We start from the raw sequence: 19,860 nt of genomic DNA, 5'->3' as shown, positions 1-19,860 counted from the left end.
CAACGAAAGTAAGCGTTCCGGGAGGCAGCGCGAAGTAGCGCCTCGCCGCACGAAATTTGCCGCTGCCGTACTCGCGCTTATTTCCGCGCGCTCATTCCCGCAGACCCGCCTGGTCCTGCCGCTTTCACACCGATGCAGCAGGCGGCGCATCCTTCGCCGGCACGCGCCGCAAGCTCAGCTTGTGAAAGCGCAGCGTCATCAGCAACGCGACGCTCGCGAGCCCGGCCGCGAGTCCCCACCACAAACCGCGCGCGCCGAGCCCGAAGTGAAACGCGAGCGTATAGCCGGTCGGAAAGCCGATCACCCAGTAACCGAAGGCCGCGGCGATCATCGGTATGCGGGTGTCTTTCAGACCGCGCAGGCAACCGGAACCGACTGTCTGCATGCCGTCGACGATCTGAAAAATAGCGGCCACGCCGAGCAGCGAACTCGCGAGCGCGACGGTCGCGGCATTCGCCGGATCGTCGAGATGCAGGTAGAGGCCGACGATCCAGTGCGGCGCCCCGATCAGCACGATGCCCGACAGCGTCATGAAGCCGACGCCGAGCGCAAGCGCGACGAAGCCCGCGTGGCGCGCGGCCAGCGGCTGCCCCGCGCCGGACCAGAAGCCGACGCGCACATTGGCCGCCTGGCCGATCGCGAGCGGCACCATGAAGGCCACCGACGCGACGTTCAGCGCGATCTGGTGCGCGGCCAGTTGCGATTCGCCGAGCAGGCCGACCATCAGGCCGGTCGCGAGAAAGAGCGTCGACTCCACGCCATAAGTGATCGCGACAGGCCAGCCGATGCCGAACAGCTCGCCCATCAGCGGCACGTTGGGGCGCGTTGCGACGACGAAGTGGCGATAGCGCGGCCGCAGGTGCAACAGCGCCATCAGCACGAGCGCGGTCAGCCAGACGGTGATTGACGTCGCGGCGGCCGAGCCAAGAAAACCGAGCCGCGGCAGGCCGTACGCGCCGTGAATCAGCCCGTAGTTCAGAACGCCGTTCACGCCGACGCTCACAAGCGATACCCACAGGAGCCGCCGCGCCGCGCCGATCGCCGGCAAAAATGAGCGCATCAGACCGACGCCGATCAGGCTGCCGAGCGCGCCCCAGCGCAGCACCGCCGCATATTCGCCGACGTTGTGCGCGAGCAGCGCGGGCTCGCCGAACGCGAGCAGGATCGGCGTGGCGAACGACAGCAGCGCGAACGCCGGCACCGACAGCAGCACCGACAGCACGAAACCCGTCCAGTAGATGTGCGGCACGCGGCTTTCGTCCTGCGCGCCGCGCGCATGCGAGACGCTCACGCTGACGGACGTCAGCACGCCCTGCAGCAGCGTCACCACGACGAAGAAGAGATTCGCGCCGAGGCCGCCGGCCGCGAGCGCGTCGGGGCCGAGCGAGCCGAGCAGGATGGTGTCGGTGACGGCCATCGCCATTTGCGACAGTTGCGCGATCGCGAGCGGCGCGGCGAGCCGCGCGGTGTCGGCGGCGTGGCGCGAGAAAGTCGGCGGCGGGGCGGCGGACCGGGTGAAGCCGGATTGAGTCATGGAGCGTGCGTATTGAGCGGATCGGGACAGCGCGTTGGACGACAGCGGCATTAGCTTGCGGACGGCGCGGCTTACGCACGGCGTAGCGGCCGGCGCACGAGGCGCCCGCAAGCGGCGGACGCGGCGGCGGCTAAAAGTTCGCGCTCTCCTGCGATGGCGCGTGCAGCCATGAATCCGAAGCCGACGACCTCGGCCCATGCGCGTGTCTGGCAAAACCAACAGCTTATTGTGTGGCCGCTGAACTGTCGATGGAGAACGCACGTTTTTGGTGCGCGAGCCGGCTGCGGAATCTCGTGGTCCGGCGCAGCGCCCGCGTCACGCCTCGTGGACGGCGATTCGCGTGTCGCCGAGCAGCACCACCTGACCCGCGCGGATCTTGCACGTTTTACGCGTTTCGACGCGGCCGTCGACGGTCACCGCGCCGTCGGCGACCATCAGTTTGGCCTGGCCGCCGCTGTCCGCGAGTCCCGTAATCTTCAGCAGATTGTGGAGTTCGACGTAGTCGCCAGTGAGCGTGAAATCGAGGTTGGGCATGGGCGTTGCACCTTCAGGCGAGGGGTTCGCATCATAAGCCACAAGCTTGCCCTGAAGAAGGCGCGCTGTGTTTGCCAGTGCGTTTGCCCGCGTCATTGCGGATGCCGGCCGCGCGTCGGCGAGCGCATCGCAAGCAAATGCAAGCAGATGTTATGCGCTTGTCAGAAAGTGAAACGTCGCGTAACACCGGTCGCCACGAAACGACTTCACTCGTAAAGTGGGTCTCAGCAGCAAAGCTTGCCGAAAATTTGTTCGGCTGTGAGCAGACCGGGAGGCGTCCTGCAAAGCGCCGCCGACGCGGCGCCGGACGGCTCACATCACGACAACCTGAAGAGGAAATCGCCATGACCCAGATTCGTACGCTACTGATCGGTACCGCCATGACCGCCTTTGCCGCCACCGCGGCTGTGGCGCAGACCAGCCAACCCGTTCAGCCGATCCAGCCGGCCGCGGGCGTGAATACGCAAGCGCAACTTCAGGCACAGACGCCGGGCGCCGATGTCGCGCCGGCAGCGCAGGGCGTGCAGCCGGTCACGCCGCCGCCGACGCGTCTGACGGCGCCGGGCTCGGCCGATCCGCTCGTCCAGAAGCGCGAAGCGAACGCGAAGGCGAGCGCGGAATACCGCGCGTCGAAGAAGGCATCGAAGGCCGAGTTGAAGCAGCAGCAGAAGGCCGCGAAGTCCGAGTACACGGAGCAGGTGCGCGACGCGAAGATCAACATGAAGGCGGACAAGCAGGCCGCCAGCAACGAAATGAAGATGAACATGCAGGGCCAGGCCGGCGCGCAGACCGACGGCGGCGAGGTCAAGCATTAATCGCCGGTCGCGTCGGGGCGCGATGCGCCCGGCACGTCGGACTTGCGCCCGGGCGCGACGCGCTCTCGCCCGGGCCCATGAGATTTAGATTTGGCAAGGAGGTATCGCATGAACAGCACTCAATCTACGAAGTCGATGAAATCCGCCGCTGGCCGGCTTTGCGCGCTGATGATCGCGGGCTGCCTGTCGTCGGTGGCTTTCGCCCAGGCTAGCGATCCGGCCGCCGCCCCGGTCACGCACGCCGACAAGAAGGCGGCGAAGGAGCAGTCGAAGGCGGACAAGAAGGCGGCTGTCGCGCAAGCCAAGGCCAACAAGGAAAAGACTGAGGCGCAAGCCGACGCCGATAAGGCTAATGCCGAGGCCAATTTGAAGGATGCCAAGAAGCAGTAGGGTTCTGGCTCTCGGCGCGATGAAGGAGCCGGAAGGCTTGCTGGTCTATGACGGCCCGTTCAGCGTGAAGCGAACGGGCCGTTGTGTTTTCTGGCTCGGGCTTGCTGGCTGCCGACGCCATACGGCGCCACGCGTCCCGCGCTGAGTCTGCCTACAACGCCCGCGGCCGTCCGCGAAAAAAAGGGCGCTTGTGCGCCAGGGTTGTATGGATATACAGTATGCGTCGCTCCCCAATCCATCCAATGCCTGCCAAAAAACGTGCTTTCCGTCGCCGAATCTCCGCCGCCATCCGACGCCGCCGCCTGGCTCACGAAGCTCAACGACGCGCAGCGCGAGGCCGTCGAATACGGCGCGGATACGCCGCACGCACCGCCCGGCGCGTTACTGGTGATCGCGGGCGCGGGTTCCGGCAAGACCAACACGCTCGCGCATCGCGTCGCGAATCTGATGGTGAAAGGCGCCGATCCCCGGCGGATTCTGCTGCTCACGTTCTCGCGCCGCGCGGCGCTCGAAATGACTCGCCGCGTCACGCGCATCGCCACCGCGGCGCTCGGCACGCGCGCCGCGCTCGCGCAAGGGCTGACGTGGGCGGGCACCTTCCATAGCGTCGGCGCGCGGCTGTTGCGCGAATATGCGGAGCTGATCGGCCTTGCGCCGGCCTTCACGATCAACGACCGTGAGGATTCCGCCGACCTGATGAACCTGGTGCGCCATGAACTCGGGCTGTCGGCGAAAGAACGGCGCTTTCCGGCCAAGAGCACCTGCTTCGCGATCTATTCGCGCGTGGTGAACACGGGCGCGTCGCTCGGCCAGGTTCTGGACAGCGCGTTTCCGTGGTGCCGCGAATGGGAGGCGGATTTGCGCATGCTGTTCGCCGCTTATGTCGACGCCAAACAGAAGCAAAGCGTGCTCGATTACGACGATCTGCTGCTCTACTGGTCGCACATGGCCGCCGAGCCGGCCATTGCCGCGGATCTGTCGGCGCGCTTCGATCATGTGCTCGTCGACGAGTATCAGGACACCAACCGCCTGCAGGCGTCCATCCTGCTCGCGCTGAAGCCCGACGGCCGCGGCCTGACCGTGGTCGGCGACGACGCCCAGTCGATCTATTCGTTTCGCGGCGCGACCGTGCGCAACATTCTCGACTTTCCGGCGCAATTCGATCCGCCCGCCACGCAGATCACGCTCGAGCGCAATTACCGTTCGACGCAGCCGATTCTCGCCGCGTCCAATGCCGTGATCGAACTGGCCAGCGAGCGCTACACGAAGAACTTGTGGACCGATAAGGCATCGGCGCAACGCCCGCGTCTCGTGACCGTCGCCGACGAGGCCGACCAGGCGCGCTACGTCGTCGAACAGGTGCTCGAAGCGCGCGAGCAAGGCATGAAGCTGAAATCGCAGGCGGTGCTGTTTCGCGCCGCGCATCACAGCGCCGCGCTCGAAATCGAGCTTACGCGGCGCAACATCCCGTTCGTCAAGTTCGGCGGACTCAAGTTTCTCGATTCGGTGCATGTGAAGGACGTGCTTGCCGTGCTGCGCTGGGCCGAGAATCCGCGCGATCGCGTGGCCGGCTTCCGGGTCGTGCAACTGCTGCCGGGCGTCGGGCCGGCCACCGCCGCGAAGGTGCTGGACGAGATCGTCGCTCGTGCCGGCGCCGGTGTCGCTGTCGGCGGCGGTGTCGGCAATCCGGCCGGGACTGTGGCCGAGAGTCTGGCCAACTCGGCGGCCAACGCGCTCGCGGCGTTCGCGCCGCCGCCCCGCGCGCAGGAGGACTGGCATCCGTTCGTCAGGCTGATGTCGAGCGTGTACGGGCGGCAGACGCCGTGGCCCGCCGAGTTCGAGATGGTGCGGCGCTGGTACGAGCCGCACCTCGCGCGCAATCACGAAGACGCCGCGATCCGCCATGCCGACGTGCTGCAGATGGAAAGCATCGCGGGCACCTATGCGTCGCGCGAACGCTTTCTGACCGAACTGACGCTCGATCCGCCCGACGCCACCAGCGACGAATCGGGCGTGCCGCTCATCGACGAGGACTATCTGATCCTGTCCACCATCCATTCGGCGAAGGGGCAGGAGTGGCGCAACGTGTTCGTGCTGAATGGTGTCGACGGCTGCATTCCGTCCGACCTCGGCACGGGCAGCGAAGACGAAATCGACGAGGAGCGCCGTCTGCTCTACGTGGCGATGACGCGCGCGAAGGAAGATCTGCATATCGTCGTGCCGCAGCGCTTTTACGTGCACAACCAGACGCATCTCGGCGACCGCCATGTGTGGGCGTCGCGCACGCGCTTCATTCCCGCGCATCTGATGCCCTTGTTCGACGCTTATGCGTGGCCGCGCGTGCCCGTGGCGAGCGCGCCGACAGCCGCCGGGCTGGCCGCGGCGGCGCAGGCGAAGATCGAGATTGGGGCGAGGCTTAGGAAGATGTGGGATTGAGAGCCGGTTATAGCCGGTTATAGCCGGTTGCTGGCGGCTTGCCGGAGCAGTCATCGGCGAGACAAGTGCGGCGGGGCGCTAGCGGCGCGGCGGGGGCGAGCAAGGTGACCAGAGGCCGCAGCGCCCCAATGCCCCGGAAGCAGCCACGCGAGGCGGCCACCGCGGCCAAAGACCGCAGCGCCAAAGGCCGCAGCACCCAAAGACCACCGCGCCAAGACCACCGCGCCAAGACCACCGCGCCAAGACCACCGCGCCAAGACCACCGCGCCAAGACCACCGCGCCAAGACCACAGCGCCAAGACCACAGCGCCAAGACCACCGCGCCAAGACCACCGCGCCAAGACCACCGCGCCCAAGGACCACCGCGCCACTGACCGCAGCCACAAATTACCCGGAAAGCGGCTAAGCGCTCACCACGCTCACCGCGACTGACGTTGCTGCTGCTGAGGCGTCGGACGCGGCGGAACGAAAAAGTTGCGCAGCCAGGCCGCCATCCGCGAAAACACGTCGTACGGTTCTTCGACGAAAATTTCCGGTTTCAGCAGGCGCAGATATTCCATGATCTGCTGCGCTTCCTGTTTCTGGAACGAGCCGTGCGAAATGCCGAGGCGCAACAGCCCGCGCAGTTCGCCGAGCTTTTCGCGCGCCGTGCTGCCCACGTTCGTTTCGCACGCGACCTTCGCCTCGTACACGCGCTGACGCAACGATTCGACGAGCCGCCATGCCGGCGTCTGCATGACTTCCTCGAGCGCCTGGATGTCCTGCACGGCGCCCTTGATCTGCGCGGCGAGCGGGTCGACCAGCACGGCGTCGCCTTCGGCTTCCTTGACGATGGCCGCCGCCCAGTCGCGGCACTGCTTGGCGAGCTCTTCCGGCGTCCATTCCGAGCGTGCCGCGAAGCCGAAGCCGAACTCGCCGGCCTGCTGCATCAGAATCGCGACGACGTCCGGGAACTCCTTGTCCAGCGTGCGTTTCGCCCATGCATACTGGCCGCCCTGCAACATCCGCTGAACCGCGTGTTCGGTCAGCGGCACCATGTTGTCGAGCAGCTTGGCGCGCAAAAAGTCTTCGAACGACGGCGTCGCGAACTGCGGATCGAGCTTCAGCGATACGCGCAGAAAAGCCTCGAAATCCTTGCGCAGCGTCGCGATGGTCTCGTCTTTGAGCGTGAGGGTGATTTGACCCATGTGTCTATCCCGTTTGGTCCTGCCGCGCGGCCTCGTCGTGTGCTCCGGTCGCAAGCGGACCCGGAGATTCGACGCGCGATGGCCACGCGCTTGATTCCTGCCTGTTGCCGCGTCGTTGGCGGGACGTATCCCGTATCCCGACGAGCGGACCTCGACTGCTTATCGGCGGATTGACGGGAAACTTAAGGGTTTTATCGGGTAGCGCGCGGGCGCTGGAGGCGTCCTTTGGTGGCGGGATGCGGCGAGGATGCTGAGGAGCGGGCGGCGGCGACGGCGGCCAATGCGTCCGGCGAGCGGGACGAGCGGGGGCGTTGGTGGCGGTGGATTATGCATCCGGCGCGCGGACGAGCGGGCGTAGGCGGCGGTGGGCACTGCATCGGGCGAGTGGACGAGAACGCGTAGGCGGCGGGCAATGCGTCGGGTGAGTGGACGAGCGGGCGGCGGCGGCTGACTATGCGTCCGGTGCGCGGACGAGCGGGTGCAGGCGGCGGTGGGCACTGCATCCGGCGAGTGGACGAGCACGCGTAGGCGACGGGCAATGCGTCGGGTGAGCGAACGACCGGGCCGTTAGCGGCGGCGGGCAACGCGTCAGGCGAGCAGACGCGCAGGCGTTTGCGGCGGCCGGCCGCCGCAGCCATTGGCAATGCGACGGGCGCAACCGCCACCAGCGCCGCTTCCCACGTGAGTAGGCACTCACCAGGGCGCCGCCCAAGTCACTACCTCAGCACCACGCATTGCCAAACAAAAAACACCGCCAGCCCAATCGCGATGGTGACCAGCGGGCGCCGCGTCAGCGCGCTCGCCGCCACAGCGGCCAGCGCGCCGACCAGTTGCGGATTGCGCCAGGTCAACTCGGCGCCGGCGTCGGCGCCATGCGGCGAGACGGCCATCGGCACGATGATCGCTGTCAGCACGGTGACCGGCACGAAGCCGAGGGCAGTGCGCACCAGCGGCGGAAACACCAGCCGGTCGCCGAGCACGAAGACGGCCGCGCGAATCACCCAGGTGATCAGCGCCATGCCGAGTATCAGGACGACGTAGTTCATCGCGACGCCTCCGCGGAACGGCGCGAGCGCCGCGAACGAAGCCCCGGCGTCGACAGCAGAACGCCGACGACGACGCCCGCGAACACCGCAGCGAGCAGGCCGAGCTTGTACGGCCACGCCTGCCAGAGGAAGGCCAGCGTGCCCGCAGTGACCGCTGCCGCGATGTAGCGCAGCGCAACCAGTTGCGGCACGACGATCGCGATAAACGTCGCGACCATCGCGAAGTCGAGCCCGAGCGATTGCAGGCCCGGAAACGCCGCGCCGAACAGCAGACCGGCGATCGTCCAGCACTGCCAGTTCAGATACATCGCGAGACCCGCGCCGAAGAAGTAGTGCGGTCCAACGGTGCCCGGCTCACGGTGGCGATAGTGCTCCCAGGCGACCGCGAAGACCTCGTCGGTGAGAAGCGCGCCGAGCGCCCAGCGCCAGCGCGCCGGCAGATGCGCGACATGCGGCGCGAGCGTCGCGCTGTACAGCACGTGCCGCAGATTGACGACGAGCGTCGTCGCCCAGATCACGGCAAAACTCGCGTGACCGGCAATCAGCCCGAGCGCGATGAACTGCGCGGAGCCGGCGAATACGACGAGCGACATCAACTGGCCGTGCCACAACTGCAGCGGGCCGGACGCGACGAGCGTGCCGTAAATGACACCGAAGGGCGCTGCGCCGATCATCATCGGGATGATGTCGCGTGCGCCAGCGGTGAATTCCTTGAGATGGTTCGAGCGGGTCAAGACTTGCCTCCTTGAGCCGGGAAGCATAGCGGGCGAGGCGCGGCCGCACTTGTACGTTCTTGCGGACGAGCGATCGTCACGCTCCCTGCCAGCGTCCGGGCGGCACGCCGAACATGCGCCGGAAGTGCCGCGTGAAGTGGCTCTGATCGGTGAAGCCGCTGGCGGCGGCCACATCGGTGACGGGAACGCCCGCGCGCAGCGGCGCAAGCGCGCGTTGCAGCCGCACCTGGTTGCGCCACGCGTGAGGCGGGAGGCCAGTGGCGCGGTTAAAGAGCCGCGCCGCGTGAAACGGCGAGAGCCCCGCGGCCTGCGCGAGTTCGGCGAGCGTAACCGGTTCGAGAAGATCGCCTGTCAGACGCTCTTTCATCGTCGCGACGCGGGCGTCGTCGGCGGCAACGCGCGAGGGTTCCGGCTGTGTCTGCGCGTAGCGCACGAGCAAGGTGGACAGCGCGTCGAGCATCGCGGCTTCCGCGGCGAGCGCGTCGGCGCCGTCTTCGAGCAGACGATGCGCGTTCGCGAGCCGCGCGGCGAGATCAGGATCGCGGATCACGCCGGGCGTGAACCACGGCAGCGGCTGCGGCTTGCCGGCGACTTCGTCGGCGAGTTCGTGGATGAACTGCACGGGCGCATACATCACGCGATACCGCCAGCCGGCCTCCACCGCCTTCGAGCCCGTGTGCAACTCGCCGGGGTTGATGATCGGCACGCCGCCCGCTTCGGCAACGTAGTCCGAGCCGCGATACCGGTAGCCTTCCGCGCCCGCGACGATCACCGGGATCGTGTACGCGTCGTGCCAATGCGGCGCGAATTCGTGATCGTGATATTCGGCCGTGAGCAGGTCCGCGCCGGGCAGAAGCGGCGTGCGCCAGTAACGGGCGGAGTTGCGAAAACGATGGGCGGCGGTCATGGCATGGCTTTCATTCAGCCACCCAGTTTAGCGCGGGCGAGCGGTCGGCGGCATGCGCCTTCCGGCTATGCGCATGCTGCACTTTTTCGTAGGACGCTGGTTATGTGCTGCTATGTCGCGCGTTGTCTCGCCGCTGCGGGCTCACTTGAGCGGAATGGTCGTGCCGGCCGGCATGGGCACGGCGCTCACGCTGTTTTTCGCGCTGCCGCTCACCACGCGGTCGCTGTACGTGAGATAGACGAGCGCGTTGCGTTTGGTGTCGACCACGCGCACGACATGCAGTGCCTTGAAGATCAGCGACATGCTGACGGAGAACACATCGGCTTGCTGCTTGAGCGGTCCGCTGAAATGGATCGCACCAACCTGGCGGCAGGCGATGGACGCCTCCGTGGGATCTTCGGCGATGCCGAGCGTGCCCTTGACGCCGCCCGTCCGCGCGCGCGATACGTAGCAGGTCACACCTTGCACGAGAGGATCGTCATAAGCCTCGACGACCACGCGATCCGAGCCGGTGATGCGAAAGTTCGTATTGACGCTGCCGACTTCCTCGGCGTGCGCAAACGGCACGAGCACGGTGGAGGCCAGTGCAAACGCAGCTGTAAGTGCGACCGCAAACGCGGCCGCAGGCGCCGTGCACAACGAGATGAATTTCATGAGATTGCCGACTGATGAGCAGGGTTCGTTGGGCAGCGCGGTGATGCGCTGCGAAGCCGTCATCGTATACCGCCGCGTCGTTCGCGCGACGATGGATGGCCAAAGCCATCGGCAAAACAAAAAGGCCCGCACGGATGCGGGCCTTCGAATTTTGGCTCCTCGACCTGGGCTCGAACCAGGGACCTACGGATTAACAGTCCGGCGCTCTACCGACTGAGCTATCGAGGAACAGCAGTACAACTTGATCTACATAAAAAAGCCCGTCTTGGTTAACGGGCTTTTGCAATTCTTGGCTCCTCGACCTGGGCTCGAACCAGGGACCTACGGATTAACAGTCCGGCGCTCTACCGACTGAGCTATCGAGGAACAGAACAACAACAGCAGAGAAACGGAATTGTAGGAGCAGCTTTCGCACCTGTCAATACTTCGCGTTCATCTCTATTTGGCTGAAACGGCCGCGTACCGACAGCGCCGCAACGCTCAGCGCACCAGCAGCGCGAGCTTTTCCTTGACGTCCTTGAACTCGTCGGCTTCCGGCAGCGGCGCCTTCGTCTTGGTGATGCTCGGCCAGTTCTTGGCTAGATCGGCATTCAACTCGATGAAGTTTTGCTGGTCGCCCGGCACGTCTTCCTCGGCATAAATGGCGTTCACCGGGCACTCGGCCACGCACACAGCGCAGTCGATGCATTCATCGGGGTCGATCGCGAGGAAGTTGGGACCTTCGCGAAAGCAGTCCACCGGGCACACATCGACGCAGTCGGTATAGCGGCACTTGATGCAGCTTTCGGTCACAACGTGAGTCATTCAGGCAGCTCCTGCATGCGGAATCAGAAAGGCGCAAACGCCAAAAGCGCTATTGTAACGTAACGTCAAGAGGCGCATGCGGCATCACACAACGCCTTTTATATGTTTTCGTGATTAGTTTATTGCGCGCGAAAACAGTATCCCGCCGACGGCAAGCGGCGCCGCGCGGGCCGCGGCCGGGAGCCTGAAGGCCGGCGCATTCGGGTAACATGCGTCAAGCCGGTGCGCACGAGGCGCGCCGTATGCATGGGTTGAGTCACGCCTCCCGTACTTCGCAGTCCCGTTCGCACCATCATGATTATTACTTCGCTGCTCGACACCGATCTGTACAAGTTCACGATGATGCAGGTGGTCCTGCATCATTTTCCCGCGGCCAACGTCGAGTACCGCTTTCGTTGCCGCACGCCGAACGTCGACCTCGTGCCGTACATCGGCGAAATACGCGCGGAAGTGCGCAAGCTCTGCAAGCTGCGCTTCACCGACGAGGAACTCGACTACCTGCGGCGCATGCGTTTCATCAAGGGCGATTTCATCGAGTTTCTCGCGCTCTTTCATCTGAACGAGAAGTACATTTCGATCGAGCCTTCGCCGAAGAACAACGGCGAGATCGACATCGAGATCAAGGGTCCGTGGCTGCACACGATCCTGTTCGAGATTCCGATGCTCGCGATCGTCAACGAAGTCTATTTCCGCAACACGCAACAGGAACCGGACTACAGCGAAGGTCGCGGACGTCTCGTCGAGAAGATGAAACTTCTCGGCGCGCGGCCGGAATTCGCCGACTGCAAGATCGCCGACTACGGCACGCGCCGCCGCTTCTCGAAGCAATGGCACGAAGAAGTGATCCTCACGTTGAAGGACGGTCTCGGCGAGCAGTTCGCCGGCACGAGCAACGTCTTTTACGCGATGAAGCACAGCCTCACGCCGCTCGGCACGATGGCGCACGAGTACCTGCAGGCATGCCAGGCGCTGGGTCCGAGGCTGCGCGATTCGCAGATCTTCGGCTTCGAAATGTGGGCGAAGGAATATCGTGGCGACCTGGGTATCGCGCTCTCCGACGTGTACGGCATGCAGGCGTTTTTGCGCGACTTCGACATGTACTTCTGCAAGCTGTTCGACGGCGCGCGTCACGACTCCGGCGATCCGTTCGATTGGGGCGAGCGCCTGCTCCAGCACTATGAAGCGAACCGTTGCGATCCGCGCACGAAAATCCTCGTGTTCTCCGACGCGCTCGACATTCCCAAGGTGCTGCAACTCTACGAGCGCTTCCGCGGACGCTGCAAGCTCGCATTCGGCGTGGGCACCAATCTGACCAACGACCTCGGCTATAACCCGCTGCAGATCGTCATCAAGATGGTCCGTTGCAATGGGCAGCCGGTGGCGAAACTGTCGGATTCGCCGGGCAAGAATATGTGCGACGACAAGGCGTATCTCGCGTATCTGCGGCAGGTTTTCGGCATCGCGCAGCCCGAGGAAGAGCCCGCGAAGTAGCGGGTTTGTAGCGCGTTTGTCGCGTGTCCGATGTGTTCCTATGCCGTTCGGCCAGGGTGTTCGCGCGGAGGGTGGCCGGTATAATTCCTCGCATGCACGCCCCGCATCTCGCATGGCCATGCACACGAGGACTATCGAGGACTTTCGCATATGGACACATCGATTGCCCGCCGCAATATCCTGGCGCGCATCCGCGCGGCGCAAGGCCGTGAGCCCGAGCCGTCCGCGTCCGAACGCGAGGCCGCGGCGGATTATCTCGCGCGCCATCCGCCGGGTCCGCGCCCCGACATGCCTGCGGATCTCACCGCGCGCTTCATCGAAGAAGCGCGGAAATTGTCCACCACGATCGACACGGTCGAGTCGCTGAGCGACGTGCCGATCGCCGCACATCGCTATCTGGTCGAACATGCATTGCCGTTGCAGGCGATCGCGTGGCAGACGCTGCAGGATCTGCGCTGGAGCGACGCGGGCCTCACCGTCGAATTTCGCAAGCCGAAAGACGGCGACGTGGTCGGTCTCACCGGCTGCTTTTGCGCCACTGCCGAAACCGGCTCACTCGTGCTGCTGTCAGGGCCCGAGACTTATGCGTCAGCCGGCCTGCTTCCCGAAACGCACATTGCCATCGTGCCGGCTTCGCGCATCGTGGCGGGACATGAAGAAGCGTTCGCGCTGATTCGTAGCGAGCGGGGCGAACTGCCGCGTGCGGTCAACTTCGTTTCGGGGCCTTCACGCACCGGCGATATCGAACAGACCATCGTGCTGGGCGCGCACGGGCCCTATCGGGTGCACGTGATCGTCGTACTCGGCGCCTGAGTGCCGCGGCGGCGTCTATTCGTTCGCCGATGTACGCCGGCTTGCGCCGTCAGTTGCCATTTCAAAAGAACCAGGGAATCTGTTGCATATGACTAGACGTGCCGCTCCGGCGAGCATGGTGCTCGCTGCTGCATTGACGTTAATGAGCTGGCCTCAACTTGCGTGCGCCGCGACATTGGATGGCGCAACGCTTTCCGCGCTATGGGGATTGCCGTTCGCCGGCGTGCTGCTTTCCATTGCCGTCTTTCCGCTCGTCGCGCCGGCTTTCTGGCATCACCATTTCGGCAAGATCGCGGCGGCGTGGGCGCTGGCGTTTCTGGCGCCGTTCGCGTTCGCATTCGGCGCAGACGTTGCCTTCGCCACGCTCATCCATGCGTTACTCGAAGAGTACATTCCGTTCATCGTGCTGCTTACCGCGCTCTACACGGTCGCGGGCGGTATTTGCGTGCGCGGCAATCTGCACGGCACTCCGCGGCTGAACGTGACGATCCTCGCGCTCGGCACCTTGCTCGCGAGCGTGATGGGCACGACCGGCGCGGCCATGCTGCTGATCCGACCGTTGCTGCGCGCGAACGATAATCGGCGGCATGTCGTTCACGTCGTCGTGTTCTTCATCTTTCTGGTGGCGAATGCCGGCGGCTCTTTGTCGCCGCTCGGCGATCCGCCGCTGTTCCTCGGCTTCCTGCAAGGCGTCGACTTCTTCTGGACCACCACGCATCTCGCGTTGCCGATGCTGTTCGTGTGCGCGGTGCTGCTCGTCGCGTTCTATTGTCTCGACTCGTATTATTTCCATCGACGGGAAGAGGAGCGCTCGCTCTTCCTCGATCCGACGCCGGATTCGCCTCGGCTCGGGATCGACGGCAAGATCAATTTTGTGCTGCTCGGCGCGGTGGTCGGCCTCGTCCTGATGAGCGGGCTGTGGAAGCCGGGCGTGAGCTTCGACGTGTTCGGCACGCATGTGGCCTTGCAGAACGTGGTGCGCGATGTCGCGCTCATCGGCGTCACGGTGCTTTCGATTCTGTGGACGCCCCGTGCGGCTCGCGCAGGCAACGACTTCAACTGGGCGCCGATCGAAGAGGTCGCCAAGCTCTTTGCCGGCATCTTCGTGACGATTGCGCCGGTTATCACGATGCTGCGTGCGGGCGAAGCCGGCGCGTTTGCCGGCATCGTGCATCTGGTCAACGATTCCGCAGGCCAGCCGCACGACGCGATGTACTTCTGGGCGACGGGCCTGCTATCTTCGTTTCTCGACAACGCGCCCACCTATCTCGTGTTTTTCAACCTGGCGGGCGGCGACGCACAGTCGCTGATGACCACCGGGGCGACCACGTTGGCCGCGATCTCGGCGGGCGCGGTCTTCATGGGCGCGAACAGTTATATCGGCAACGCGCCGAACTTTATGGTGAAGTCCATCGCGGAGTCGCGCGGTGTGCGCATGCCGAGTTTTTTCGCTTATCTCGGCTGGTCAGGCGCGGTGTTGCTGCCGCTTTTTCTCGTCACCGGCTGGCTCTTTTTCTGACACCGGGCCTGCTGCCGAGGCTGTCTCACTCGATTCGCTACACGGAGAATTGCAATGCAGAAGATCCTCGTCGCCCGTCCGATTTTTCCTGACGTGATCGAACGGCTTCAACAGTATTTCGACGTCGACTGGAATCAGGGCGACGTACTGCCGGCGGAAGAACTGAAGCGCCGCCTCGCCGACAAGGACGGCGCGCTGACTGCCGGCGACCCGATCGGCGCCGACGTTCTCGCGGCCGCGCCGCGTCTGCGCGTGGTCTCGAATATGGCGGTGGGCTACAACAACTTCGACATGGCCGCGTTCAACGCGGCGAACGTGCTCGGCACGAACACGCCGGACGTGCTGAACGAATCGACCGCCGACTTCGGCTGGGCGCTGATGATGGCCGCGGCCAGGCGCATTGCCGAATCGGAGCACTGGCTGCGCGCGGGCAAGTGGCAGAAGTGGTCATATGACGGCTTTCTCGGCGGCGACATCCACGGCTCGACGCTGGGCGTGATCGGCATGGGCCGTATCGGTCAGGCGCTCGCGCGGCGTGCGCGCGGCTTCAACATGCAGGTGATCTATCACAACCGTTCGCGCGTCGCGCCGGAAATCGAAGCCGAACTGAACGCCGAATATGTGTCGAAGCAGGACCTGTTGCGGCGCGCCGATCATGTCGTGCTCGTTTTGCCGTACACGCAGGAAAACCATCACACGATCGGTGCGGCCGAACTCGCGCTCATGAAGCCGACCGCGACGCTGACGAATATCGCGCGCGGCGGCATCGTCGACGACGCGGCGCTCGTTCAGGCGCTGCGTGCAAAGCAGATCGCCGCAGCCGGTCTCGATGTGTTCGAAGGCGAGCCGAATCTGAACCCGGACCTGCTCACAGTGCCGAACATCGTGTTGACGCCGCATATCGCGAGCGCGACGGAAGCGACGCGCCGCTCGATGGCCAATCTCGCCGCGGACAACCTGATCGCCGGTCTTGGCGAAGGTCCGCGCGCGGGTCAGCCGCCTAATCCGATCAATGCCGAAGTCATCGGCCGGGCGCGTGCATGACGATGATTCTGGTCGCGGCCGTCGCGGTGCTGGCGGTCGCTCTTGTGCTTGCTTTGGCGTTGCTGATGCGCGGCCGGGGCCGCGCCGGCGAACAGGAACAGTTCGACCTGCTGAACGAACGCATCGACGCGGCAGCCGATGCGCAGGCGCACGCGTATGAGCGCCTCGAGCGGCAATTGCGCAACGACATCACGGAGACCGCGCGCGTTTCGCGCACTGAGCAGAGCAGCGGCTTTGCGCATTTCCAGCAGACGCTGGCCGCGCAATTCAGCAGCATGACGACGGTGCAGGGCGGCAAGATCGACGGATTCGCGCAACAGCTCGACGCGGTGCGTCACAGTCTGCAACAGCAGGCGCAACAGGCGCGCGATGAACAGGGGCGCTCGCTCAAACAGTTCGGCGATACGCTCAGCCTGCAACTCGGGCGCCTCACCGAGGCGAGCGACCGGCGCTTCGCCGAAGTTCGCGCGACCATCGAGCAGCGGCTGAAGGACATCGAGGCGAACAACGCGAGCAAGCTGGAAGAAATGCGCCGCACCGTCGACGAAAAACTGCACGCCACGCTCGAACAACGCCTGGGCGAATCGTTCAAGCTCGTGTCCGACCGGCTCGAGCAGGTGCATCGCGGCCTGGGCGAAATGCAGACGCTTGCGGCCGGCGTCGGCGATCTGAAGAAGGTGCTGACGAACGTCAAGACGCGTGGCACCTGGGGCGAAGTGCAGCTCGAGGCATTGCTGGAGCAACTGCTCACCGCAGATCAGTACGCGAAGAACGTGGCGACGGTGCCGAAAAGCGCGGATCGTGTGGAGTTCGCGATTCGCTTGCCGGGGCGGGTAGAAGCGGGCGTGGCGGGCGCGGCCGGTGCCGCGGGCGGCGCGGCGGCGCCGGTGTGGCTCCCAATCGACGCAAAATTCCCACGCGAAGACTACGAACGCCTGATCGACGCGCAGGAAAGAGCCGACCCGCTCGCGGTAGAAGAAGCGTCGCGCGCGCTCGAAGCACGGATTCGCGCGGAGGCACGCAGCATCGCCGAGAAGTACGTGTCGCCGCCGCACACCACCGACTTCGCGCTGCTGTTCCTGCCGACCGAAGGTTTGTACGCCGAAGTGCTGCGTCGGCCGGGGCTCTCGGATCTGCTGCAACGCGAGTATCGCGTGACGATTGCCGGTCCCACCACGCTGACCGCGCTGCTCAACAGTTTGCAGATGGGTTTCCGCACGCTTGCCATCGAACGGCGCTCGAGCGAGGTGTGGCAGGTGCTCGGCGCGGTCAAGACGGAGTTCGGCAAATTCGGCGATGTGCTCGCGAGGACGAAGGCGCAGCTCGAAACGGTCACGCGTTCCATCGAAGCGGCGGAGACGCGCACTCGCGTCATGAACCGCAAGCTGCGAGACGTGGAGGCGCTACCCGGCGAGGAGGCGAATGGTTTGATAGGCGGCGGTGCAGTGCCGGGCATCGAGCCCGATGAGCAGTGAGGTAACAAGAGGCTGACGCCGCGCGTGGACATCGGCGGTCCGCGCCTGCTGCCCGACCGGGCCCGCGCTCGCGGGCTCGGTAGCAGTGACGCGGAACGCAGCGCGCGTCATGCTTCTTCGGGTGCGTCGGTCAACTGGATTTCAATGCCGCCGAAGCGCGACGCCACCCAGTTGTACGCGTGGCAGGCGATCCACAGCAGGATGAAGCCGAGAATCGCATTCAGCAACAGCGCGCTGAACACCGTGCTCAGTTCGACCGAACCGTAGCGCACGAACGCGACCAGCACGCCCAGCAGCACGATAGGCACGGAGAACGTCAGGTAGACGAGGATAAGTGCTTTGGCCGTTTGTCCCGGTGCAATGAACGAGATCTGTTTTTTCATGTAAGTCAAACCCGCATGTCGTAGTGGTAATGGGTAAAACAAATGTGCCGGTGATGACAGCGCCGGATCGCGAATATTCGACGAACCGTTAGATCAGGCCGTGGAACAGCATGATACTGACGCGCTCGCCCTCGGCGACGTCGCCGTCTTCATGGCCGAGCACGATGAAACAATTCGCCTCGCTCATCGAACTCAGCACGCCCGAGCTTTGCGACTCTGTCGGCGTGACCTGCCATTGGCCGTTTGCATGCTGGGCGGCGATGCCGCGCTGAAACTCCGTGCGTCCGGGGCGCTTGCGGATCGAGCGCAGGCTTGCCGCGTGGATCACCGGCAGCGGCTGCGGCGTGACGCCCGACATGAGCAGCAGAACCTCGCGCACGATCTGATAGAACGTCACCATGACGGCCACCGGATTGCCCGGCAGACCGAAGAATAACGCAGGCAGTCCGACACCCGGCCGCTCGCCGGACCAGATGCGGCCAAATGCGAGGGGGCGGCCGGGGCGCATGGCGAGACTCCAGAACGCGACGTCGCCGAATGTCTGCAACAAGCGCCTCGTCACATCCGCCTCGCCGACCGAGACGCCGCCCGAGGTCAGCACCACGTCCGCGCTCGCCGCGGCGCTGCGCAACGCGGCTTCGAGCGCGGCGGGTTCGTCGCGGATCACGCCGAGGTCGAGCGTGTCCACGTTCAGGCGCCGCAGCATCGCAAAGAGCGTGTAGCGATTGCTGTCGTACACGGAGCCCGCTTCGAGCGGCTCGCCGAGCGAGCGCAACTCGTCGCCGGTCGAAAAGAAGGCGACGCGCAAACGCCGCCGGACATTGATTTCGCCGATGCCGAGCGAAGCCAGCAAGCCTAAATCGGACGCGCGGATCACGCGGCCCGCGCGCAACGCCGCATGGCCGCGGGCGAGGTCCTCGCCTGCGAGCCGCCGGTTTGCGCCGGCCTGCACGGCGTCGGCTGCAAAACGGATCGACGCAGAATCGGCGCTGCGCTCGACCAGTTCCTGCGGCACGACCGTATCGCAACCGTCCGGAATGCAGGCGCCCGTCATCACGCGCACGCATTGCGCCGTTGCTTCGACGCGGCCCGCGAACGGATGGCCCGCCAAAGCCTTGCCGACCACCGCGAGTTCGACGGACGGCGCGCCGCTCGTCAATGCGGCGCGGTTGAACGCATAGCCGTCCATCGCGGAATTGTCGTGCGAGGGGACGTCGATCGGCGAGACGATGTCTGCGGCGAGCACGCGGTCGAGTGCATCGCGCAGAGCCACGCGTTCGACCGCCGCGACGGGCGTGGCCCACTCGCGAGTAATCGCCTGAGCCGCCGAAACAGGCAGCGCATGAGGATCGTACTGCGCGACGCAGCGGGAAAATTCGTTTTGCGTGGTCATGAAGAAGCGGGACGTCGCGGCCGGCGGCGGGCGTGGCGCTTGCCGTGCGGCGGAGCGGGATTTCAGCCGGGACCCCGATGACGCTCGAGGTCGGCGAGTTCTTGTAAAGAATTGATATTGTAAAACGCGCGCTCGTCGGTAAAGGCGACTTCCACGGTCTTGTGGCGCGCGTACCACGCGCGGACCTTGCGCTCGCCGGCTTCGAGAAAATCCGCGAGGTCGTCGGCGAGACGGGTGCGCAGCAGCGCGAAGACAGGGTGGAGCGATACGTTGCCGCCGGCGTCCGAGGTCGTGACGGTGGCGATGTCGGCCGCGCTCGACTCGAGCGCTTCAGCGAGCCGTGCACCCAGATCCACGGGTAGCCACGGCGTGTCACACGGTGCGCTCAGCAGATAATCGCTTTGGGCCGAGCGCAAACCGGCGAGCAAACCGGCCAGTGGGCCAGGAAAGTCGGGCAGCGTGTCGGCGACGATCTTTGCGCCGAACGGCGCGCCGAGTGCGGCGTAAATGTCCGCGTGACGATTCGCGCTGATCAGCAGCGCGGCGGTTTGTGGCGCGAGGCGCTTCAACACATGCGCGGCGAGCGGTTCGCCGTGCAGTGGCTGCAAGCCTTTGTCGACGCCGCCCATGCGGGTGCCGCGCCCGCCCGCGAGCACGAGGCCGGTGATCCGTTCGCGTGTCGGCCGCCGGGTTGGCTCCAT

Annotated in this window: 19 protein-coding genes and 2 tRNA genes; 8 read left to right on the top strand and 13 right to left on the bottom strand. The window is 65.2% G+C overall.

The window, feature by feature from the left end:
* Positions 1-124 precede the first annotated feature (124 nt).
* Together P0D87_RS25740 and P0D87_RS25735 are read right to left on the bottom strand one after the other, a co-directional pair.
* Positions 125-1,534 carry an MATE family efflux transporter gene (locus tag P0D87_RS25740; protein WP_053858568.1) on the bottom strand — a complete coding sequence of 470 codons (1,410 nt, stop codon included), beginning with the start codon at positions 1,532-1,534 and terminating at the stop codon, positions 125-127.
* Between the two features lie 315 nt (positions 1,535-1,849).
* The gene (locus P0D87_RS25735; RefSeq protein ID WP_006052853.1) at positions 1,850-2,068 is read right to left on the bottom strand and encodes an RNA-binding S4 domain-containing protein; all 219 of its coding nucleotides are present in this window, start codon (positions 2,066-2,068) and stop codon (positions 1,850-1,852) included.
* A gap of 344 nt (positions 2,069-2,412) precedes the next feature.
* Here P0D87_RS25735 and P0D87_RS25730 point away from each other — a divergent pair, with 344 nt between their 5' ends.
* From P0D87_RS25730 to P0D87_RS25720, 3 genes are all read left to right on the top strand, one after another.
* Positions 2,413-2,883 (top strand): hypothetical protein, encoded by a 471-nt coding sequence (locus tag P0D87_RS25730; protein ID WP_029967819.1) that lies wholly within the window; start codon positions 2,413-2,415, stop codon positions 2,881-2,883.
* A gap of 108 nt (positions 2,884-2,991) precedes the next feature.
* Positions 2,992-3,273 (top strand): hypothetical protein, encoded by a 282-nt coding sequence (locus tag P0D87_RS25725; protein WP_006052855.1) that lies wholly within the window; start codon positions 2,992-2,994, stop codon positions 3,271-3,273.
* A 258-nt stretch (positions 3,274-3,531) separates the two neighbouring features.
* On the top strand, positions 3,532-5,709 hold the full coding sequence (locus P0D87_RS25720) for an ATP-dependent helicase (protein WP_053858567.1): 2,178 nt from the start codon (positions 3,532-3,534) through the stop codon (positions 5,707-5,709).
* 419 nt (positions 5,710-6,128) lie between these two features.
* Here P0D87_RS25720 and P0D87_RS25715 read toward each other — a convergent pair whose 3' ends face one another.
* The 8 genes from P0D87_RS25715 to fdxA all read right to left on the bottom strand — a co-directional run bounded on the left by P0D87_RS25715 (position 6,129) and on the right by fdxA (position 11,041).
* Positions 6,129-6,896, bottom strand: coding sequence for a DUF4088 family protein (locus P0D87_RS25715; RefSeq protein WP_006052857.1), 768 nt, complete (start codon positions 6,894-6,896; stop codon positions 6,129-6,131).
* A 716-nt stretch (positions 6,897-7,612) separates the two neighbouring features.
* Positions 7,613-7,942, bottom strand: coding sequence for an AzlD domain-containing protein (locus P0D87_RS25710; RefSeq protein WP_006052858.1), 330 nt, complete (start codon positions 7,940-7,942; stop codon positions 7,613-7,615).
* Positions 7,939-8,703 (bottom strand): AzlC family ABC transporter permease, encoded by a 765-nt coding sequence (locus P0D87_RS25705; protein WP_044022017.1) that lies wholly within the window; start codon positions 8,701-8,703, stop codon positions 7,939-7,941. Before P0D87_RS25705 ends, P0D87_RS25710 begins: the two co-directional genes overlap by 4 nt.
* Before the next feature lie 49 nt (positions 8,704-8,752).
* Positions 8,753-9,583 (bottom strand): helix-turn-helix transcriptional regulator, encoded by an 831-nt coding sequence (locus P0D87_RS25700; protein WP_006052860.1) that lies wholly within the window; start codon positions 9,581-9,583, stop codon positions 8,753-8,755.
* Between the two features lie 141 nt (positions 9,584-9,724).
* On the bottom strand, positions 9,725-10,237 hold the full coding sequence (locus P0D87_RS25695) for a CreA family protein (protein ID WP_053859076.1): 513 nt from the start codon (positions 10,235-10,237) through the stop codon (positions 9,725-9,727).
* A gap of 152 nt (positions 10,238-10,389) precedes the next feature.
* Positions 10,390-10,465, bottom strand: a tRNA-Asn gene (locus tag P0D87_RS25690).
* 62 nt (positions 10,466-10,527) lie between these two features.
* Positions 10,528-10,603, bottom strand: a tRNA-Asn gene (locus P0D87_RS25685).
* 114 nt (positions 10,604-10,717) lie between these two features.
* Complete coding sequence (fdxA, locus tag P0D87_RS25680) at positions 10,718-11,041, bottom strand: ferredoxin FdxA (RefSeq protein WP_006052862.1); 324 nt, start codon at positions 11,039-11,041, stop codon at positions 10,718-10,720.
* A gap of 294 nt (positions 11,042-11,335) precedes the next feature.
* On the opposite strand from fdxA, the gene pncB reads away from it, so the two are divergent.
* From pncB to P0D87_RS25655, 5 genes are all read left to right on the top strand, one after another.
* Positions 11,336-12,532: a nicotinate phosphoribosyltransferase gene (gene pncB, locus P0D87_RS25675; RefSeq protein WP_006052863.1), complete on the top strand. Its 1,197-nt coding sequence runs from the start codon at positions 11,336-11,338 to the stop codon at positions 12,530-12,532.
* 150 nt (positions 12,533-12,682) lie between these two features.
* Positions 12,683-13,345, top strand: coding sequence for a LutC/YkgG family protein (locus P0D87_RS25670; protein ID WP_053858566.1), 663 nt, complete (start codon positions 12,683-12,685; stop codon positions 13,343-13,345).
* An 88-nt stretch (positions 13,346-13,433) separates the two neighbouring features.
* A complete protein-coding gene (locus tag P0D87_RS25665) occupies positions 13,434-14,864 on the top strand; it encodes a sodium:proton antiporter (RefSeq protein WP_029967811.1) in 1,431 nt (476 codons plus the stop codon).
* A 54-nt stretch (positions 14,865-14,918) separates the two neighbouring features.
* A complete protein-coding gene (locus P0D87_RS25660; RefSeq protein WP_053858565.1) occupies positions 14,919-15,908 on the top strand; it encodes a 2-hydroxyacid dehydrogenase in 990 nt (329 codons plus the stop codon).
* A complete protein-coding gene (locus tag P0D87_RS25655; protein WP_053858564.1) occupies positions 15,905-17,383 on the top strand; it encodes a DNA recombination protein RmuC in 1,479 nt (492 codons plus the stop codon). Before P0D87_RS25660 ends, P0D87_RS25655 begins: the two co-directional genes overlap by 4 nt.
* 107 nt (positions 17,384-17,490) lie before the next feature.
* On the opposite strand, the gene P0D87_RS25650 is transcribed toward P0D87_RS25655, so the two are convergent.
* The 3 genes from P0D87_RS25650 to mobA form a co-directional block, all read right to left on the bottom strand.
* Positions 17,491-17,766, bottom strand: a complete 276-nt coding sequence (locus tag P0D87_RS25650) for a hypothetical protein (protein WP_006053283.1) — start codon at positions 17,764-17,766, stop codon at positions 17,491-17,493.
* Between the two features lie 88 nt (positions 17,767-17,854).
* Positions 17,855-19,159: a molybdopterin molybdotransferase MoeA gene (gene moeA, locus P0D87_RS25645; protein ID WP_053858563.1), complete on the bottom strand. Its 1,305-nt coding sequence runs from the start codon at positions 19,157-19,159 to the stop codon at positions 17,855-17,857.
* 62 nt (positions 19,160-19,221) lie between these two features.
* Complete coding sequence (gene mobA, locus P0D87_RS25640) at positions 19,222-19,860, bottom strand: molybdenum cofactor guanylyltransferase MobA (protein WP_053858562.1); 639 nt, start codon at positions 19,858-19,860, stop codon at positions 19,222-19,224.

It is taken from the genome of Paraburkholderia sp. RL17-368-BIF-A, from assembly GCF_046054045.1.
Lineage (GTDB): Bacteria > Pseudomonadota > Gammaproteobacteria > Burkholderiales > Burkholderiaceae > Paraburkholderia > Paraburkholderia graminis.
The sequence above is the reverse complement of the archived record's forward strand: the minus strand, read 5'-3'. Positions and strand labels throughout refer to the sequence as shown.

Coding starts and splice junctions, on each gene's coding strand:
- P0D87_RS25740 (WP_053858568.1), bottom strand. CDS start 1,534: ATGACTCAATCCGGCTTCACCCGGTCCGCCGCCCCGCCGCCGACTTTC.
- P0D87_RS25735 (WP_006052853.1), bottom strand. CDS start 2,068: ATGCCCAACCTCGATTTCACGCTCACTGGCGACTACGTCGAACTCCAC.
- P0D87_RS25730 (WP_029967819.1), top strand. CDS start 2,413: ATGACCCAGATTCGTACGCTACTGATCGGTACCGCCATGACCGCCTTT.
- P0D87_RS25725 (WP_006052855.1), top strand. CDS start 2,992: ATGAACAGCACTCAATCTACGAAGTCGATGAAATCCGCCGCTGGCCGG.
- P0D87_RS25715 (WP_006052857.1), bottom strand. CDS start 6,896: ATGGGTCAAATCACCCTCACGCTCAAAGACGAGACCATCGCGACGCTG.
- P0D87_RS25710 (WP_006052858.1), bottom strand. CDS start 7,942: ATGAACTACGTCGTCCTGATACTCGGCATGGCGCTGATCACCTGGGTG.
- P0D87_RS25705 (WP_044022017.1), bottom strand. CDS start 8,703: ATGCTTCCCGGCTCAAGGAGGCAAGTCTTGACCCGCTCGAACCATCTC.
- P0D87_RS25700 (WP_006052860.1), bottom strand. CDS start 9,583: ATGACCGCCGCCCATCGTTTTCGCAACTCCGCCCGTTACTGGCGCACG.
- P0D87_RS25695 (WP_053859076.1), bottom strand. CDS start 10,237: ATGAAATTCATCTCGTTGTGCACGGCGCCTGCGGCCGCGTTTGCGGTC.
- fdxA (WP_006052862.1), bottom strand. CDS start 11,041: ATGACTCACGTTGTGACCGAAAGCTGCATCAAGTGCCGCTATACCGAC.
- pncB (WP_006052863.1), top strand. CDS start 11,336: ATGATTATTACTTCGCTGCTCGACACCGATCTGTACAAGTTCACGATG.
- P0D87_RS25670 (WP_053858566.1), top strand. CDS start 12,683: ATGGACACATCGATTGCCCGCCGCAATATCCTGGCGCGCATCCGCGCG.
- P0D87_RS25665 (WP_029967811.1), top strand. CDS start 13,434: ATGACTAGACGTGCCGCTCCGGCGAGCATGGTGCTCGCTGCTGCATTG.
- P0D87_RS25660 (WP_053858565.1), top strand. CDS start 14,919: ATGCAGAAGATCCTCGTCGCCCGTCCGATTTTTCCTGACGTGATCGAA.
- P0D87_RS25655 (WP_053858564.1), top strand. CDS start 15,905: ATGACGATGATTCTGGTCGCGGCCGTCGCGGTGCTGGCGGTCGCTCTT.
- P0D87_RS25650 (WP_006053283.1), bottom strand. CDS start 17,766: ATGAAAAAACAGATCTCGTTCATTGCACCGGGACAAACGGCCAAAGCA.
- moeA (WP_053858563.1), bottom strand. CDS start 19,159: ATGACCACGCAAAACGAATTTTCCCGCTGCGTCGCGCAGTACGATCCT.
- mobA (WP_053858562.1), bottom strand. CDS start 19,860: ATGGAGCCAACCCGGCGGCCGACACGCGAACGGATCACCGGCCTCGTG.